Raw genomic sequence first — 18,869 nt, 5'->3', positions numbered from 1 at the left:
GATTTTTTAGCTCAACAATCTCGCAACCTTATCTTTATGGACAAACAGCAAATTATAACATGTCAGTTGGTCTAAGGAATAATTATTCCGGATCTCATGAATTTGTAAATTTTCCTGCTCATTCAACTCTACCGGCACATAATTAAACCTAATAAGAAAATCAATAATGGTACGGGTGGCAACGGCGTCCGCGACATCAGTATCTCCTATTTCAAGTATCATCATTGGCTTAAATTCCAGTATCGTTTTCTCCAACCCTTTCAATACATTCATTTCAGCCGACTCCGCATCTATTTTAATTAATGTTATTTTGGACAAACCCAGATCTGCGATAACATTATCTACAGGAAGAGCTTTTACCCTTATCTGATGACGTCTCAATTCTTCCTCATCCATTTTTTCAAGACGAGATCCAAATAAGGAATTAAATGCAGATTTTTTTACACCGAAATCGTAAAAATTAAGCTCTTCTTCCCGCTCAAAAGCCGCATTATTAAATAGCTTAAAATTTTTGAAAGGAGCGAATTTATTTAGATTAGAGGATAATAACTGGAAAGTTGATGGCGTTGGGTCAATAGATACAACAGTTCCGCTGTCTTTCACCAGATTATTAGCCATTAGTGAGAAAAAGCCAAAATGTGCCCCTATATCTACAAAAACATCTCCTGGGGCCAATACACGCAGTAAGTAATAGCAAACTTCCTTGTCGAAATACCCATGCTTATAGATCTCACTGCTTACAACTTCCGGAATTACCACTTCCATATTCCCCCCCCAAAACGTGGTAGCTTTTACTTTTTGCGCCTTACTAAGCTTATTGCAGGTAAATGCATGTACAAACTGCACAGGCTTATTAAGCATCTTCACCCACCTGTTTTTTGCCTCAAAGGTTGTTGCATGCTGAAATTGATCAATGATTTTTTTATCCATTTGGCAATTGATAGTATTATTATACAAATAAATTTTTGAACCGGTTTAATGCGGATATTGCTTAATAACTGTTCTCAGAATGGTTATTCCTATTACCAGGAACGCTGCAAGCATGCCGCCGATCATAATTGACTTTAAAACACTTACTTTGTTAATAGGCAGCGGAGTTATAGGTTTATCAACTATCTGGATAATTGGCGTTTCCTGTAACAAACTCATCTTACTAATTTCAAGATTTTTTACAACCTCTCCGTACATTGTTTGCAAGATAATTTTATCTCTCATTTGAAGTTCGGATCCAACCATGGCTATTCTTTTTGCAGGATTAACGTTCAGATCCTGCGCAACAGCCGTAGAATAGGTTTTCTTATTGAGCATCAATTCCAGAGAATCAGCTTTAGCCTGGAGTTTATCAACATTATCTTTTGAACGGCTTACCTTGGTTTTAACATAAAACTCAATGGCTTCATATACGAGTTTTTCAATAAAAGCCTTTGAAAAGTCCTCACTTCTGGATATACACCGCGCCAAAATAAATCCGAATTTCTTATCTGGTTTTATTACTGTAAGGTTTTTTTCATTTATTGACTTATAAATTTCAAAAAGCAGACTATCCTGCTTCCTTGTGAAATTGCCCCTGTCCTGTCCGATGGGGAATTGAATATTTTTGAGTGTAGGATCTTTATCCCACTTTTGTCTCAACTGGTACGTATCCACATATAATTCTGCAAGTGAAATCTTCTTCCCATCTACTGCAACACCTGTTAAAAGCGTCTTCTCAACCATCAGCCTGGTTCCCAGAAAGGCTATAATATTTTCACCGCTAAATACTCCGCTTTCTCCTCCTGATCCAAGGTTAAAGCCCAATTGAGATGCCAATCCTGAAATGGAACCCAATGAGTTTGTTTTGGAATCCTCCATAACGAAAGTAAGGTCAGCTATATATTCCTTCTTCTTGAACTTTGCATACGTTACACCTAATACTCCACCCAACAGTATGGCAATCAAGAGGAATATGTAATTGCGTTTCACTGCAGTAACCCAACTACCAAGTAGATTGAAAAGCTCCCTGACTGAGATCTCGTTATCGTTTGCGACGGGGGTTCCCATACTATTTTGTTTCAAGGTCTTATGTTTATTTCACTGTATTAAGAATAGTCACGATTACCAATGCAACAGATGCCAAGGCACTGGCAAGTCCTACAGCCTCCCCACTAGTAAGGCCCTTACGATCTTTCCTAGCAGGGACATACACCTCCGCCCCCGGCTTTACTTTCGGATAGCTATTAAAGAATAATACTTTTTTTGTATTTTTCACCTCACCGTTTGGATATACAATGTAGCTTCTCCTTTTTAACGCCTGGGAAGTAAAACCACCAGCTCCATGAATATAATCCCTAAAGGTGTACCCATTATCAAACCTTACTTTCTTTGGAAAATATACCTCTCCAAACAATTGCACCGTCTGCAATTTCTTCGGTACCCTGATTACATCTCCTTCTTCCAGCAATAAGTCATATTTAGAGCCCGGAGATTTCAAAATCTGATCCAGATTAATCCCCAGCAACTGCTCATGACGGGAAACAGACTCTTTGACACGCGCTATATCCGCACTATCCTGCAATTTATTTATAAACACTTCCAGCTTATTTGCCAATATCAAGCTATCCCCCTCATTAATAAACGTTTTCCGCAACATCACCGCTCCTTCCGCATACGCCTCGGGCCTCAACCCTCCTGTACGCTTAATCAAATCCGAAATACGCTCTGAACGGGTATTAATAGTATAATCCCCCGGATACACCACCTCTCCGCCAATTGATATATTCGCCTGCGTTGAATAAACCGGTGACCGACGAATCGACACCTCATCAAAAGGCAACAACACAAAACCCTGTGCGGATGGATTCGAACTCAGGTCTTTATTAATATCAAAATACTGCACAATAGCTTTCACCGTATCCTGCGGGCTATACACCCCATTACGAATCCTGCGGGAAACCTCTATATGCTGCGTGGAAGCCGCGTCGTTCAAACCTCCAGCCAGTAAGATAAGATCCTCCAGGTGCATACTGTCACCATACGCGTAATAACCAGGCTTATTTACCTCACCCTCTATCCGTACCTCATACTCCTCCCGAAGATCCAGTTTCGAGTAGATCATTACGCTATCCTCTTTCTGCAACGTGATATTAGTTTTACCCGCCACAGCATCCTGCACATTGAAATTTATATACGCCGGTGTAAAGTCCGTCTGTAAACGGCGAATCAAGCCCCGCGTCAGCGAAGCCTCTTCCCTTACGCCATCCGCTCTCTTCAACAGATCAGTAATCGTCATACCCTCTTCCAGTGCATAATTTCCAGGATGGAAAACAGCGCCTGTAATGGTCACCCTATTGCTGTAACGATTCAGAATTGAATCTACCACGAAATTATCACCAGACTTCACTTTAAAATTACCCAGCTGATCAGCTGTGATATTTACCACCTCTCTCTCTTTGTTATTCACCCTGTAACCACGGATCACATCCGTATAGGCACGATCAGTATAACCGCCGGCGAACTCAATCATTCGCTGAAGCGACTCGTTCTCTTTCGCTTCAAATATAGCCGGGCGTTTTACTTCACCAGCCAGTTCTATTCTTGTCTTGTATGGGTTGATTTTTACAATGTCCTGGTCCTGGAGCACTATGTTATTGGTCAGGTCGCCGTTGGCCAGGAAGTCATATAAGTCAAAAGTTGCAGCTGGCACACCGTTACGGATCACCTGGATATTACGGAAGCTACCATTTTCATTAGGACCACCGGATACATACAGCGCATTCGCAACCGTAGCCAGGGAAGGAACCGTGTAAGAGCCAGGCTTTTCCACTTCACCAATCAGGAGTACGCGAATGCTACGGATATTTCCCAGCGATATCTGCACAAATGTGTTACCAGACTTAATTCCCGAATAAATAGTGGCTAATTGCTTTGTAATCCGGTTTTTCGCTTCCTCTATGGTTAATCCATTCACATATACGGGGCCTAAATTGGGGATTCTGATATATCCGTCCGGGGTAACCTTTAACCGATGCTGCACCTCCGAGTATCCATACACATCAATCAGTAGCTCATCGTTTGCAGCCAGCCGGTAGTTCGGGGGAGTGGCCATCCGGAGATTCGGTTCAAAAGTCAGATTCTTATTGGAAAATAACTCAGCTCCGAAAATCCGCTTCCTCCGCTTCTCCCGCTCCTTCTCCTCTTTTGTCAACTTAGGCTCGGTACTATCTTTTCCCTTATCATCCTCCTCGTCTACCTCTCTCTCCTCTGATTTAGTGGAGTCTTGCTTGGTTTTAGCCTTATTACCTGTCAACTCCTTATCCAGCCCCATCGCTTTTATCCGCTCCTTCAGCTTCGTCGCCTCCACATCCGGAATACCTTTCTGCTGCGCATAAGTATCTATATCGTCAAACGACAGGTTATTCTTCTTCATCTCAGCCACCAGCTGTCTAACCTGATCATCACTCAGATTATCCACCTTCATCTGCTTCATCTGTTCTTTGGAAAACGACGGAACCTGGGCATTCACACTATATACAACAAACAGGAACAGCTGGATCAGCAATAACTTTCTTAACATTATAATAGGATATATTATTGTTCTTTCTCGAATTCGTTCTCTTGGCTTTAATTCTTGGGCTTATCTGGCCCAAAACCAGCCAAATAAGGTGCAAATCTATATAAAATAACATATAAATGTCACTAGACAAAAAAACTGTTTAATGACCGTTATAACACTTATCAGTTGCGAATGTTCCTACTACACGCAGAATAATGCCAGAAAACCCCTTCATCTCCTAAAAAATTAATTTTAAATAGAAAATAATATAAGTTGAATCGACATATGTAAATAATTACATATACGGAAGATAATAACAAACCGTTTTGCCATATTATCCGTTAATATAGATAGAGAATCCGTGCTTATACCAAACCATGTGTCTGTTTAAGGACATCTGACTGATGTCCCTTCCGTCTTGTGAATGTGAAATTGCTGTCCCGATTTAATTGATTTTTAATGTAGTAGGTAGGAATACCCTTTTCTGTTTCGACGATTTTTGTTTAAATTAGTTAACACAAAACTTAAACGTTTATGTCATCTGTTGAATTTAACACCTTGCTGGTCGGTAACGCCGACTTCCTGAAACCCTTCGCTTATACCCTTACGAAAGACAATGAGCAGGCTAAAGACCTTTATCAGGAAACCATCTTCAGAGCCCTTACCAACCAGGACAAATATCTGGAGGGCACCAATATTAAAGCATGGTTATTTACTATCATGCGTAATATATTTATAAACAACTATCGCAAAAAATCAAAAAATCGCATGATCACAGAACCTGTCATCAGCGATTTCTTTATTAATTATCAGCGAGGCGTAGTTGGCAACAGCGCAGAAACAACCATGCGCACCAAAGATGTACACCTGGCCATGTATAAACTGCCCGTCATCTTTAAACAACCATTCCTGCTATACCTCGAAGGCTATAAATACTTCGAAATAGCAGCCATTCTCCAGGAACCTCTGGGCACCATCAAAAGTCGTATACATTTTGCCCGGAAAATCCTGAAAACACAAGTACAACGCTAAAAACCTTATTTCCTAATTTTCTATCCCCCTATAAACCAAGTTCAAATAACGCTGACGTAAGGCACCATGAAAATAAAATCCACCTGCCATTACCACCACAGCCCCCAATAACACCACCGGCTGAGGCCAGCAATAATAAACCGAGGAAACCAGTATCACAAACCGCGCATATTCAAGATAGAACACCCACCGCTTCTGTTCCAATATAGCGCCGCAGTTAATTAGAGTCGATACAATCAACATGCTTATGCACACCTGGATAAACACAGGCACATAATGCTCCAATAACAAAAAAGAAAATAATAACACCAGCGTAACCGCAATCTGCCAGATAACATAATTATTCAGCTTAGGCGTTTCCGTTACCGTGTCCTTACCAATCAAAAAACGCTCTTCCAGCACCGACCTGGCAGCAGGATCCACATTGTCCGGACGGCCGAAAACAATCCGGAACCGCCCCCCCCATGTCCGCGCATGCCGCACGGAATACACCATCTCCAACACAAAATGAAAATGCTGCCACAAAAAACTATTGCTGTTCAATGGCTTCGTTAACCCATACACCGGCGCCTCCGTTTCCTTCGTAAACGTACCAAATAACTTATCCCATATAATAAACACATCACCGTAATTCCTGTCCAAATACTGCGGATTACTCGCATGATGCACCCTGTGGTGCGACGGAGTCACCAATATATACTCCAGCACCCCCAACTTCCCTATCGTACGCGTATGTATGAAAAAAGGATACAACCCGTGCACCAGCAACATGCTCGTAATCATCCCCGGCGGAAACCCGATCACCGGCAATATTGCCCAGAAACCTGTACGCAAAAATGCCTGGAATACAGTAATCCGCGCAGATACCGTATAGTTAAACTCCTCACTCTGATGATGCACCACATGCGCACACCAAAACAATGTTACCTCATGCGCCAACCGGTGATACCAATACCACACAAAATCAGTACACAGCAATAACGCCACCCACAACAATACACTCGGTCGTATACTGAATAACGCATAATGCTCATACAAATACATGTACACAAAATAAAATAAGCCCACCGTAAAAGTATCCGCCAGCCGCTCTGCAATACCCACACTGATATTCAATACGGTATCATTAAAACGGAAATACGTTTTCCCCTGCTTCGTTGCCACCAGATACTCCAATCCTATAAATGCCAGAAATAAAGGCACCGCAAAAGCCAGATAGTTTAAATGCACTGTGTAGATTTTTGTTTTAAATAATTTCTATCGCATAGGTCAGCAAGGGTAAACAACACGCATGCACGGAATATGCCCGCGCAAACCAGAAAGTTGTGCCAGCCTCGCCTGTAGTATATTCAGTTAATTGGTGGTGGTAAACAATAACAATATTAGAGAATAAATTTCAATTATCCTACAAGTTTAGTAGACTAATAACACGAAAGGGGCATAACGCAAAACAGGCCGACACATTACATGCCGGCCCAGCGCAACCACTCCGATGGCGGTAAGAATGATTGCATATATCTGTAAACTTAATCCTCCGTAGGTCCGGGATCAGCCATCCGCACAATCTTAGGCGTAAAACGTCCAATGATATCCACCAGCTCCTGCTGCGCGGCCATCACAGTATTGATGTCCTTATAAGCCATGGGCGCCTCATCCAAACCTCCACCGATCAACGTCACACCATACTCTTTCAGCACCGTGCGCAAATCATGACCGGTAATGCTTTTCAAGGCTTTACTTCTGGACATCTGACGGCCCGCACCATGACTGGCAGAGTTTAACCCCTGCTCATAGCCACGGCCACGCACAATAAAGCCCGGCGCCGTCATAGATCCCGGAATCACCCCCAATACCCCTTCACCAGCAGGAGTAGCGCCCTTTCTATGCACAATCACGTCCTTCCCTTCATAACGCTCCTTCCAGGCAAAGTTGTGGTGATTCTCCACTCTCAATAACATATTACCACCCACTGCCTTGATCAGCCTTTTATGAATCAGGTGGTGACAGGCAGAAGCATAATCACCAGCCAGGTTCATCGCCAGCCAATACTCCTGCCCTGCTTCTGAATTCATATCCAGGTAAGCCAGGTGTTGCACCTGCTGCGGCAGCGGACATAACTCTCTCGCCAGCTTAGTGTATTCATTAGCCACCTGCGCCCCCATTCCTCTTGAACCGGAGTGCGATAACAACGCCACGTAACGGCCCGGCGGCAGATCCAATTTGTTCTCCACATCCAAAACCTCTACAATACCCCATTCCACAAAGTGGTTACCGGAACCAGATGTCCCCAATTGCAGTACCGCCTTATCTTTCAGCCGCTTCAACAGTGGGATTTCTGCAAACTCTTTACGGTCCAGCACCGCATCATCCTTATCTGCCTTTAAAATACCTCCTGCACCAAAAATCGTTTTGCTTTCCAGTTCTTTCTTAAACTTATCATATTGCCCGGTTAAAACTGTTTCAGGTAAATCAATGATGCTTAAACACATCCTGCACCCAATGTCCACACCCACCCCATAAGGAATCACGGCATTCTCCGTAGCCAGCACACCGCCAATCGGCAAGCCATATCCCTGGTGGGCATCCGGCATCAACGCTCCGGCAACTGCCACCGGCAGGTGCACTGCGCTATTCATCTGTTTTACCGCACCTTCGTCAATAAACGAAGCACCGTATACAGTGTAAGGAACGCCTTCTTCCTTCAACGGAATGATAACCGGTTGCTCCACTTCCTCCTGGTGCAGCTTCACCGCAATTTTATCAAGGGTTTCATGCGCCAGGTACAACCCTGGTGACTGCAACACCTCCAGCAACAAGGCACGTACTTCCTCTTCCGTGGAATATTTATAGTTAGTATTAATAACGTTCATGGCTACACTAATAACCGGCCCCTGCGGGTACCCAATACCTAATAACCATTTACCGTTGATCTTAAATTTTGCCATTTTATTATTTGAGGTTTCTTAATTAACTAATTCTTCTGTCAGCTGACGCCGGAAACCGATCGTACGCTGCTTCATTTCTACTGCAGTTTCCTGCGGGTTCGTAATCTCCGCCACCGTCATGGGCCTGCGGATGATCTGATCAAAGCCCAGCGAATCAGACAAACGCTGCGCCTTGTCCACCGATAACTTACCAAATTCGTATCGGGCTATCAGCCTGCCTTTGCGTAATAATGCACTGTCAACAGACCGCAAATCACTGTTAAAAGAACAGATCAACTGTACATTCAAACAATCGGACAACAAGCCATCAGACAAGTTCAGCAGATTAGATACGGATGAACTCCCCGTTATCTTCCTGTCTAATATAATGTTTTCTGCATCTTCAATCACCACCACGCAGTTAGGATTATCAATCAGCAGGTTCATAAAAGACGGACTGGTAATGCTCTCCGCCATATCCGGCGATACAAACAGTACCTTCTTCTTTATACGGCTGATCAGATAACGCAGGTAGGTGGTCTTGCCAGTACCTGGCATGCCATGCAGCAACACGATACCTTTGTCCTTATCCTTCCTGAGACGCTGCTGGATAACAGTATCCACCGCCAGGAAGTCGTCCTCGTAATACAAGGAAAGGTCCAGTTTGGTGCGCTTTATCTCCATGCTTTTCAACACAATCCGTCCTTCATAGGTGGAAATGAGATTCATTTCCTGTGGTTGCTTCTTAGCCCGCACCTTAAGCGGAGCAACACATTCAGTGACCTCTTTTATAAACTGCTGGTCACCGTCCTGCGTTAAAATTTCCATGTAGGTGGACTCCATGTAAATTATCCGGTTTTGCTTCAGCACAATGATGATCTCATCGTAATTATATTTCTTCTTCTGAGCATCATAATCCATATCGCGATAGATATCCATGATATCAGCTGCAAATTTTTCCTCCACAGTTTTAATGGCTTTTTCAATGTCCAGATTGAACACTGAATGCATACAGGGCAGGCTGTTGAAGTGGTGCAGGTAGACTTCCGTTCTGTTCAGGAAGCTGGAAGATGCGAGGTATGCACTGGGTATATTTGGGTTTCTATATGTGTTTTTCATTTCGTTTAGTCTTTTAAGTTAGATAAAGATTTACCGGAGCTTCCTGCTCCGGCAATTCATCCTTATCATGAGTGGCCTTCACTTTTTCGGCCACCTGGGGGTTAATTGGGTTAATTCAAACAGAGACGAAAAAAGAATATTTTTAGAGCAGCTACAAAATGTAAGGCAGGGCAGGATTACCCCGCCATTACAGTGTTATGTACCTCCTCAATAAGTAATACAAATAAAAAACCCGGTCCATTTTTACACGGACCGGGTTACTAACGTTAACGCATACACTACGTTACGACATACCTTGTCCGTTTAGCCTGCTTATGTGCAAAGCTATCCTCAAACGCTTGACTATAGCTGCTTACAGCTATCATCAACCATTCATGGCTCCAGAGTTCTTGTGTGATTACAGCATTGATCATCAGCAATCAGGCAATAAAAAAAGCCCGGGATTCACGGTCCCGGGCTCTGTTTATTGATACAAATATATTTATCTACCTGTAATAATAAAACGCCCGGAACCAGCCGCCAATCAGGACTCTGCCCTGCGCTGTGCTGTTTATAGGTGAATTAAAGCGTTTCATTTTTTAAAGGTTTATTGATTTAGTAATTGTTTGACGATGCAAAGATAATAGTATCTCTTTTGATATTGCAAATTTTTGACAAATTATTTTTGGAAAATTTTTGCAACGTTGTTTAAGCTTTTTTAAACAGGATTTTCTGACCAGTGAAATCAGTAGCCGCATCAATCATCTGCAACATGTTATTCCAGCTTTCCGCTTTCTCAAAAGCATGCTTGTAAACCTTTCTCACACTGAGATGCAGCTTATCTCCTGCCAACTCACCTGCAACCATAAACGAACCGCAGTCGTTGTCAACTTTCCTTGATAGCTTATCCACGCCTTCCACTTTATAACCGGCAGGTACAGCGATGTCGATACTGTATTCATAAGTACGCGCATATGGCTCATAGATATCCACCTTACGTTCACGCTGCTCAGGCTTGATCGTTAGTTGTCCGCCTATTAACCGGCCTATATCCAATATGAAACTACTGCCCGCTTTCTTTAAGAAACCTTCCAGGCTAAACTTCGTATCGTATACAAAATCCGGCTGATCATGACGCAGCGCCATGTTACGCACCTTGAAAGATGTCAGCTCCTTTGGCGCCACTTCAAACTGATCTCTTACATCACTGGTAAAAGCTTCCTTCTGTTCCTTACGTGCTTCTGCAAATGCATTCGTATACTCCTCGGCCAACGATTTATTTTTCCTGCTATCAGCAAATGCTTCCATGAAGGATTCTCTCACCCCAAGTGCTTTTCGCTCTGATTCATAATAATCTTCAAACAGCAACAGTTCACGCTGAGCCGCTGTACGTAATGCCCCCTTTACTGTTGTAGTTCTTTCTACCTGCAACTGCTCCATTTTATTATCCAGGGAGATGGTATACTGCTCCTGACGTAAATTTTCTTCGGGTTTGCTATATGGGATTTTTACCTTACTCACAAATGGTGGGTCATTCTTCCGTTGTGCACCTCCCACAGCATTCGTCACATGAGCATCCTGCCCCTCATAATCTGTTGAAAAATTATTGCAGTGCGAAAATACTCCTGCAGAAGACATATACACTGGCTTAACTGTCCTGGTTTTCAGGATAAACTCAAAGTCAGTTGGATCCAGCAATTCACCATTTTTCGGACCGTACCGGTTGGTAGCCAGCACCACATCACTCTTGATATCCAGCTCACGCAGGGTAAATGCCAGTAAGCTGATAAACAGCATGTTATTAGACTCGTGCATATTCCTGGCCAAACCCACATTGATACGGCTTTGAGGAAGCACCCTATAAAAAACCATATACCTCATCGCATAATAAACATAGTAAGGAATACTATCTTTATTTAACTTTTCATTATCCCGCTGGTATATCTTGATCATGTCGCGTACTGCATCCACATATTCAACCGGACCGCGACTACCGGCATACCTGTAAGCCTCTTTTGCCATCAGCTCTGAGGTATTGATAATATCCGCATCCTTAATATTCCTGCTGTAACCACCCGGTGGCACAGTAATCCCACCATATCCATAACCAAACGCTCCGTAGTTTATACTCATGCGGATATTGGGAATCTGCCTGTAGGGCGACATCCACAACTCCGTTGGCAGGGCAGGAAGATCCGATACGACCAGGTCAAATGTTGTTTCATCCGGATTTTTTTCAATCGCAAAATCAGGTGCGCCGTTGGCGGTTGTATACCGTAATGCAAACTTATCACTGATATCGCAATGCACACTGTATCGCTTAATAGGCTTATCATCTCCCAAAACAAAAAGTTGCTTATCGATACTTTCTCCGGTCGCCTTCATTTCCTCTACCAGTACAAAATAGTCAATGATGTCACCCACCTGAAGGTCCGGTATAGCGAGTTTACTTTTTTGTTGCTTATCCGCATCCTCTTCTGTCACCAGTTCCTCGTCTACTTTTACCTCTTTTATGCTACCATCCGGCTTAATAATTCTCACCCCAATAATACTGGTGGCTTTTGCACGGAAACCATTGAGTCTCCTGAATTTATTAAAACTAAATTGGGAATATTCTTCCAGCGCCACTTTATCATTGATCTTCACCATTTCGCGCACGGTGGTTCCATAGTAAAAATCACGTTTTACATAAAATTTGATCAGGCTGGCGGTCACATTTTTAGTGCTGAGTAATTTTACATCAATGTGTTTGGCCAGCACCACCGCTGATTGTTTTGTATCAATTTTTTTGAGGTCCGGGTTGTTGAAGGCGTCGATTTCCCAGCTCCAGACTTCGGCCCTGGCGGCGGCGGCCCGGTCGTTATACTTCTCTATCACTTTCCTGCTTTGTGCTGATGCCATTTCCGACAAGAGCATACAAAACAATCCTAATGTTAAAAATCTCATAGTAAGGGGATATTATTTTTTATTAAGGGTTACTTGTTCGAGGTAAGCTTTGTTGAGCAATTGAACATCCTCATTCCACTGTTTGAATGCTGATTTAGCCAGCCAGTGATTACGGATAATTATCTCCTTTTGATAAATCACCTTTGATCCTGTTTGTGTATAGGTGAGATGAAAAGCATACCCATCGCGGTCTATACTTAAATTAGCCGGCAACTCGGCTTTATAACCTGCCGGGATATCCAGGTCCGTTTCGTGGCGTACATGGTGTTTGAAGCTAAACAGGTAATCTGATTTACGTTTGGTGGTATCGATCGTAAAATCGTTGAGCTCCTTACGGAAGTCCATTTCAATAAACATATCATCCCCAAAACCGGCTACAGCATCCTGGTAGCGAAGGTCGTAGTTGATGCTCAGCTGCTGATTCCAGTTGTTAACATCCGAACTTTTGATATTGGTGATACCGTATTTGTTATTATCATCATTGAGAAATCGGAGCAGGGCATTATCGATTTTTTCCTTACGGGTGCCGTTTACCTGGCTGAGTATATACTCCTTGCTTTCCCCATCCCAGAGGTGCTGCACCGTGCCCACGAGTGCATTACCATCTACCCGAAGGGTACGTTTTTCTACCTCTGTATTTTGGGTATACTTACAATCCGGGATACGGTCAAGGATAAACGATTTATCATTTTCAATCAGCACCTGGCGGTTTTGTATGCGCTGTGCATATTGATTAAAGCCGATGTAAGTTTCGGTGGCATCAATAAAGTAGCGTTTGCCTTTATAGTTTACCGCACAAATCATGTGGTTATCCACGGCCATGCTGGGGGTGGAATAATCATACGCGATGTGATCTGTTCCTATCCAGCAAAGGCGGGCATCAAAGCCCAGGGCTTTCAGCAGGCCACGGGTAAGGTTGGCCATGCCTTTACAGTCGCCGTACTTATGCTGTAATACTGATTGTGCGGCTTCCGGTTTAAAACCGGCAATCCCGTCTTCAAAAGCGATGTAACGGACATTATCCTGTACCCACTGGTAAATGGCAATAATTTTGGCGGTATCGCTGCTGATGCCTTTGGTAATATCGAGGGCTTTTTGTTTGATAATACCTTCATCATCACCAATTTGTTGCACGAGTGAATGGTACCACGCATACAGATCTTCGGTTTTATTAAAGTATCTCTGGGCCCCACCTGGAGTGGTAGCAGATTTAGCGAGCATTAACAGGTGCGGATATACGTAGGACGGGCCGGGGGCCTGTGCATCTTTTTCATTAGCCGGCAGGTTGGTGGCAGTGTAGGTGTATACGTCCGCATCTTTTTTATTATCATAGGTTTTATTCAGGGAGATGTGATGGCCGCTGAAGTTCATTTCTTTCATTTCAATCTGCATCCAGCGTGGCACCACGATGGTTATTACTTTCGAAGTAACCGGATAGTACTCAGAAAAGTAGATGCTGGTGAGGTACCTGGGGTCGAAAAAAGTTTTTTCGAGTTCCACACGTGTTTCCACTCCTTTTTTTATCAAGTCCAGCTGGAGGCCACAAATTTTAGCATCCGAATAGAAGATATCATCAATGCTGTAGTTGGCAAAAACCGGCTTCACGTCTTTTCTGCGATCGTTGTCTACATACACCCTTACTTCCTCTATTTTACTCTTATCATCATAAAATTCTGCGAAGGGGATAGTGGTGCGGTATTGTTCGCATGCGTAGGCTACTTTAAGCGACTGCTTTACGTTTACGGGGTTTTCGGCATTATTGGAAACTACAAATTCATAGCGTTCCTCCTGGGATTGTATGACCACATTCTTTTCGGAATTAGTTTGGGCATAGCTGGTTAGGTTGCTAAGCAATATGCTATAGCAAATGCATAGGTATAGACAGATTTTGGCCATAAGGGTTACTGATTACTGACTAAATATATAAAAATGTTTTATGTATAAACAAATAAAAAAAAGCCGGTAGAAATTCTACCGGCTTTACAATCAGCATACCAGGGAATTAACAATAATAGATGACCTGATTGGTCGACCTAAAAGTTATATGAATACCGCGTCTTCTTCGAACTGTTTTTCCAGTCGTTGCATTTGATGGATATGACGTTCGATGTGCTTGGTAAGGAAATAGATGTATTGATAGATATCCAGTTTGCCCAGGTGGTTTACGGACATGTTGGTAAACACGAGTGTTCCTTCTCCGTTTTTGAGCAGGGATACGTTGTACCAGCATTGTGCGTATTGCTGTTTGAGCGTTGCTTTAATTTCCGCGAGACTTTTAAGGCCTTCTGGCTCCATGTGTTCGGGTCTTACCCATCCGAAGGATTTGCTGCTGATCACATCGATCTGGGCAAATTTGTCTTCATAATCGGCAGGCACTACAACGGTATAGCCGTTGCGTTTACGGTCCAGCGCGCGGCGCGTTGCTTTGTTGATGATAAGCAGGAGGAAATAGTTGGTTAACGTGATGTGTTCCAACACTTCTCTGATGCTCCATTGGTCGGCTTCCGGTTTAAAGTCCAGCAGGGCTGAATCTTTTTCAAACCATTGGTCTAACTCCCTGAAATTGGTGAGTAAAGCCTCTCTTACTACTTGGATTACGTTCCTCATGGTGTTTCGTTTTTGGGGTTATGTACATTCCCGGCTTTCAAGGTCCCGCACATAACATTTACTAAAATTGTGATTCGGTTTGGGCCAATGGCATTAAAAAGGCCTGGCTAATTACGAGCCAGGCCAAATAATGTAAGGGTGCTTACAAAATTACATACGAGGTCCGTATGGCTTTTTTAAGGCAAAGCCATCCTGTTTGCAACACGCTCGTTGCGTGGTACAATGTATATGTATAGTTATCTCTTGAATCTTTTTCAATGTCGTCATCTCTGGCTGCTTCAAAAGCAAAAGGTCCCGCGATTTACTGCGGGACCTTTGTTTATATCGTTTGATAACTTTTCTATCGTTAACAATCGGTGCAACATGCCCGCATCATACCCTTGACCTGCTTTTGCATGCAGGCCGGCGCGATAATCTTATATGTTGATAAAAGTTGCACGAGTTATGTTCAATTGAAACAAAGATAATTTTTATTTTTTATCCACATACATTTCTTTCCTACTTTTTTTGTAGAGTTAACAATTAGTTCATTAATTCTACGTTGTGGCTTTGTTTCACAGCATAAACTCAGTTGCGATATTGGCCGTTTAAACGCTTAGGTATTGAAACGGGATTAGTCCGTATACCTTTGGCGCTCAGTAAAAACCCGGCTGCAAGTCATAGACGCGCGGCACTTCCCCCTTCGCAGTAGATCTACTTTAATGGCAGCTGCATAGATCCTTCCAAAGCCCTTGCAGCTTTTGCCTCAGAATAAACTCAACTGCGATGTTGGCCGTTTAAACGCTTCCGTATTAAATTCAAACCGTTCCTGGTTCAACCCGTGCTTCTTTGTATGAATCCTGAATTGTTGTTTGATCAGTTCAGCAATGTTGCCTTCTCCCCTCATTCTCCTCCCAAATTCGCTGTCATTCACGTTGCCGCCATGCATCCCTTCAATCATGTGCCATACCTTATCTGCCCTGTCAGGGAAGTTTTTATATAGCCAGTCGTTAAAAATGATCTTCACCGCATCATTGAGCCGAACGACGGTGTAGCCGGCAAATTTCGCACCATTATTAGCCGAAGCCTCAATCAGTTTCGGAATTTCATGGTCGTTGAGACCGGGGATAATGGGTGCCGTCATCACCCCCACGGGGATTCCAACATCCGTGAGGTCCTTTACAATTTTAAGTCTTTGTGCTGCGGTAGTGGTTCGGGGTTCCATTTTTTGCCGGAGATCTTCCTGCAAGGTGGTAATGGAAACATATACACAAACGAGGTTTTGCTGGGCCAGTTGCTGCAACAGGTAACGATCCCGCAGCACCAGGGAATTTTTAGTGATAATCCCCACTGGCTGCTTGTATTCCAGGCATACTTCCAGCAACTGACGGGTAAGCCACATTTTACGTTCCACCGGCTGGTAACAGTCCGTATTGCCGGAAAGCGAAATCGGCTTCGGCACCCAGTTCTTATTATCCAGGAATTTACGCAGCAGCTCCGGTGCATTGTGCTTTACGATGATCTTACGCTCAAAGTCAAGACCTGCACTCAATCCCCAATACTGATGTGCATTACGGGCATAACAATAAATACAACCATGCTCACAGCCCTGATAGGGATTCATGGAATACCACATGCCCACATCCGGACTATCCACCTTGTTTACCAGGGTTTTGGCATGTTCTTCAAAAATCTGGGTGGGTACATCTGCCTGCCACCACTCATCAATTCCCTCCACGTGTTCCTTTACATACTCCCCTGCAAGAAACTTGTTTTTAGGATTGATCTGAGCTCCGCGGCCTTTGTAATACTGGTTTTCAGACATCCCTTCCTGGAATGGCAATGTCATACACTAAATATTTTAGTAAAGCTACTAAAATATTTAGTTATTCAATATATTTTTATCAGCGATTTTATATAATCTGCATCTGCTTCATCAGGAACGTCGCATTCTTGTTACGGGCAATGCCTTCCCTCATGCGGTAGTCGAAATACAGGTGATCGTCCTGGATGGTACTCTCAAAGCAATAATTGCGGATACGGGTAGGATAAGTATCTTCCAGGTGGCCCAGCTCCAGATCGTGCGTAGCCACCATGCCCAGGCAGGTGTAGCTGATGAAATGCTCTATCAAACTCCGTGAGCCGGTGAGCTTATCCTCGGAGTTGGTACCCTTCAGGATTTCATCCAGCAGCACAAATACCTTGCGGCCCTGCTTCAGGTGTTGTATAATATGCTGCAAACGGAGCAACTCCGCCTGGAAATACGAGGTATGACTGGCAATACTGTCTTTAATCCGCATACTGGTCATAATATGCATGGGGGTAAACTCAAACTGCTGTGCACATACCGGCGCGCCACACATCGCCAGCAGGAGGTTACTGCCTACACTTCGCAGGAAGGTACTTTTGCCTGACATATTGGAGCCGGTAATGATCAGAAAATCTGCCTTGGTGCCTATCTCCCCGTCGTTTTGTACACATTCCCCCACCGGAATCAGCGGATGTCCCAACGCCCTGGCAACAACCACCAGCTTACCTTCCTTCACAACCGGCCAGTTGAACTCCTGGTGATTGTAAGCGAAAGTAGCCAGGCTATCCCAGGCTTCCATTTGAGAAATCACATCCAGCCATTTGTTCATATCCTGACGGTGATCATGCTTCCATTTTTCCAAACGTACGATGCAGTGAACGTCATACATCAGAATGGGGTTAATCACCACTGCCACTAACAGGTTCATTCGCTGATCCAATGCCGAACTGATTTTTGCCAGCTTACGCAAGGCAGTATCTGCCTCATTGGCAACGGCCTGTTGCTCCAGCAGCAGCCTGGCATTACCGAAGGAAGCCTTTCGGACCTCCAGCAGAATGCTGTCAAACCTACTGAGAATACGCTCTTTGTGTGCCATCAGGTTGTGCTGCGCCAGGATGCGCTTCTGATACGTGATGAGATACATCCAGTTAGCACTAAAACTCAGCAGCATCCAATAGTAAGCGCCCGTAAAGGCATAAATGAAAACCGCCGCCACAAACAATACGGGCAGTCCCCATCTCAATAAATTAATTTTTTGTTTACCCAGAAACTCCAATGGCATCTGCATCCAAAGGTTAATTTCCTTTTTATCCTGATCATTCTCTTTAGCCAGTGTAGCCGTAGCCGTTAGCTGTTGCCGGAAATCTACCATGGGCGTTAATACCCGCAATGCCTCCTGCGTATCCCTTATCTGCCGGGCATCCTGTAATGGATTCCGCAGTGATTCCGCCAGTTTTCTGCTGCCGGAAAGGGTGCCGGTGCGATTAATATGCTGATAGATAGATGCCGGTCCAAATACATCCAGGTCGCCCGTAAAATCATGGCGGTCGTCTATAAACTCACTCCCATCGGCAAAACCAGCCACATTGGACATCACCAGTGCAAGTTCCTTTTCATTCAGTTCCAGTAGCACTTTAAACAGCTGCAGCTTATCCTGGCTCCTGGTGTAGCGCTTCAGCAATACCAGAAAGCCAACAATGCCTGTCAGCGTGAGCAGCAGCCAGGGCAGATTATAACCTGAACGGATATACTGAACAATCCCCCACACCGCAGCAATAAACGCCGCCAGGCGAAGCCAGGCAAGTAAGGAAGCTGTTTTTTGTTCTTTCGCTATATCTGCTTTAAAAGCATCAATCCGTTGCTGATAGATGGTTGCTACTGCCATTTGTACTGAATTATATAGAAATAAAAAGGAGCAGGAATCAAAGATATCCAAATCTTT

General features: G+C 43.8%; 12 protein-coding genes. 1 reads left to right on the top strand and 11 read right to left on the bottom strand.

The annotated features are described in order from the left end of the window. Positions 1-6 precede the first annotated feature (6 nt). From KW844_RS02735 to KW844_RS02725, 3 genes are read right to left on the bottom strand one after another with little or no spacing between them, the layout of a single operon-like run. A complete protein-coding gene (locus KW844_RS02735; RefSeq protein ID WP_218375158.1) occupies positions 7-930 on the bottom strand; it encodes an FkbM family methyltransferase in 924 nt (307 codons plus the stop codon). A 45-nt stretch (positions 931-975) separates the two neighbouring features. Then, the gene (locus KW844_RS02730) at positions 976-2,040 is read right to left on the bottom strand and encodes a hypothetical protein (RefSeq protein WP_218375157.1); all 1,065 of its coding nucleotides are present in this window, start codon (positions 2,038-2,040) and stop codon (positions 976-978) included. A gap of 25 nt (positions 2,041-2,065) precedes the next feature. After that, on the bottom strand, positions 2,066-4,552 hold the full coding sequence (locus KW844_RS02725; protein WP_218375156.1) for an SLBB domain-containing protein: 2,487 nt from the start codon (positions 4,550-4,552) through the stop codon (positions 2,066-2,068). Positions 4,553-5,065: 513 nt separating this feature from the next. On the opposite strand from KW844_RS02725, the gene KW844_RS02720 reads away from it, so the two are divergent. Beyond that, positions 5,066-5,563, top strand: coding sequence for an RNA polymerase sigma factor (locus KW844_RS02720; RefSeq protein ID WP_073084292.1), 498 nt, complete (start codon positions 5,066-5,068; stop codon positions 5,561-5,563). Between the two features lie 12 nt (positions 5,564-5,575). Here KW844_RS02720 and KW844_RS02715 read toward each other — a convergent pair whose 3' ends face one another. The 8 genes from KW844_RS02715 to KW844_RS02680 all read right to left on the bottom strand — a co-directional run bounded on the left by KW844_RS02715 (position 5,576) and on the right by KW844_RS02680 (position 18,812). Beyond that, positions 5,576-6,793 carry a sterol desaturase family protein gene (locus KW844_RS02715; RefSeq protein ID WP_370626456.1) on the bottom strand — a complete coding sequence of 406 codons (1,218 nt, stop codon included), beginning with the start codon at positions 6,791-6,793 and terminating at the stop codon, positions 5,576-5,578. Between the two features lie 296 nt (positions 6,794-7,089). After that, a complete protein-coding gene (locus KW844_RS02710) occupies positions 7,090-8,508 on the bottom strand; it encodes an RtcB family protein (protein WP_218375155.1) in 1,419 nt (472 codons plus the stop codon). Between the two features lie 18 nt (positions 8,509-8,526). Then, a complete protein-coding gene (locus KW844_RS02705; RefSeq protein ID WP_218375154.1) occupies positions 8,527-9,606 on the bottom strand; it encodes an AAA family ATPase in 1,080 nt (359 codons plus the stop codon). 687 nt (positions 9,607-10,293) lie between these two features. Then, complete coding sequence (locus KW844_RS02700; RefSeq protein ID WP_218375153.1) at positions 10,294-12,531, bottom strand: DUF3857 domain-containing protein; 2,238 nt, start codon at positions 12,529-12,531, stop codon at positions 10,294-10,296. Between the two features lie 12 nt (positions 12,532-12,543). Further along, the gene (locus KW844_RS02695) at positions 12,544-14,427 is read right to left on the bottom strand and encodes a transglutaminase family protein (RefSeq protein ID WP_218375152.1); all 1,884 of its coding nucleotides are present in this window, start codon (positions 14,425-14,427) and stop codon (positions 12,544-12,546) included. Between the two features lie 144 nt (positions 14,428-14,571). Then, on the bottom strand, positions 14,572-15,138 hold the full coding sequence (locus tag KW844_RS02690; RefSeq protein ID WP_218375151.1) for a DinB family protein: 567 nt from the start codon (positions 15,136-15,138) through the stop codon (positions 14,572-14,574). A 745-nt stretch (positions 15,139-15,883) separates the two neighbouring features. Further along, positions 15,884-16,966 carry a PA0069 family radical SAM protein gene (locus tag KW844_RS02685; RefSeq protein WP_218375150.1) on the bottom strand — a complete coding sequence of 361 codons (1,083 nt, stop codon included), beginning with the start codon at positions 16,964-16,966 and terminating at the stop codon, positions 15,884-15,886. A gap of 64 nt (positions 16,967-17,030) precedes the next feature. Beyond that, positions 17,031-18,812 carry a hypothetical protein gene (locus tag KW844_RS02680; protein ID WP_218375149.1) on the bottom strand — a complete coding sequence of 594 codons (1,782 nt, stop codon included), beginning with the start codon at positions 18,810-18,812 and terminating at the stop codon, positions 17,031-17,033. Between the last annotated feature and the right edge of the window lie 57 nt (positions 18,813-18,869).

It is taken from the genome of Chitinophaga sp. sic0106, from assembly GCF_019219075.1.
In the GTDB taxonomy this organism is placed as follows: domain Bacteria; phylum Bacteroidota; class Bacteroidia; order Chitinophagales; family Chitinophagaceae; genus Chitinophaga.
This window is presented reverse-complemented; position numbering and strand designations above follow the sequence as displayed.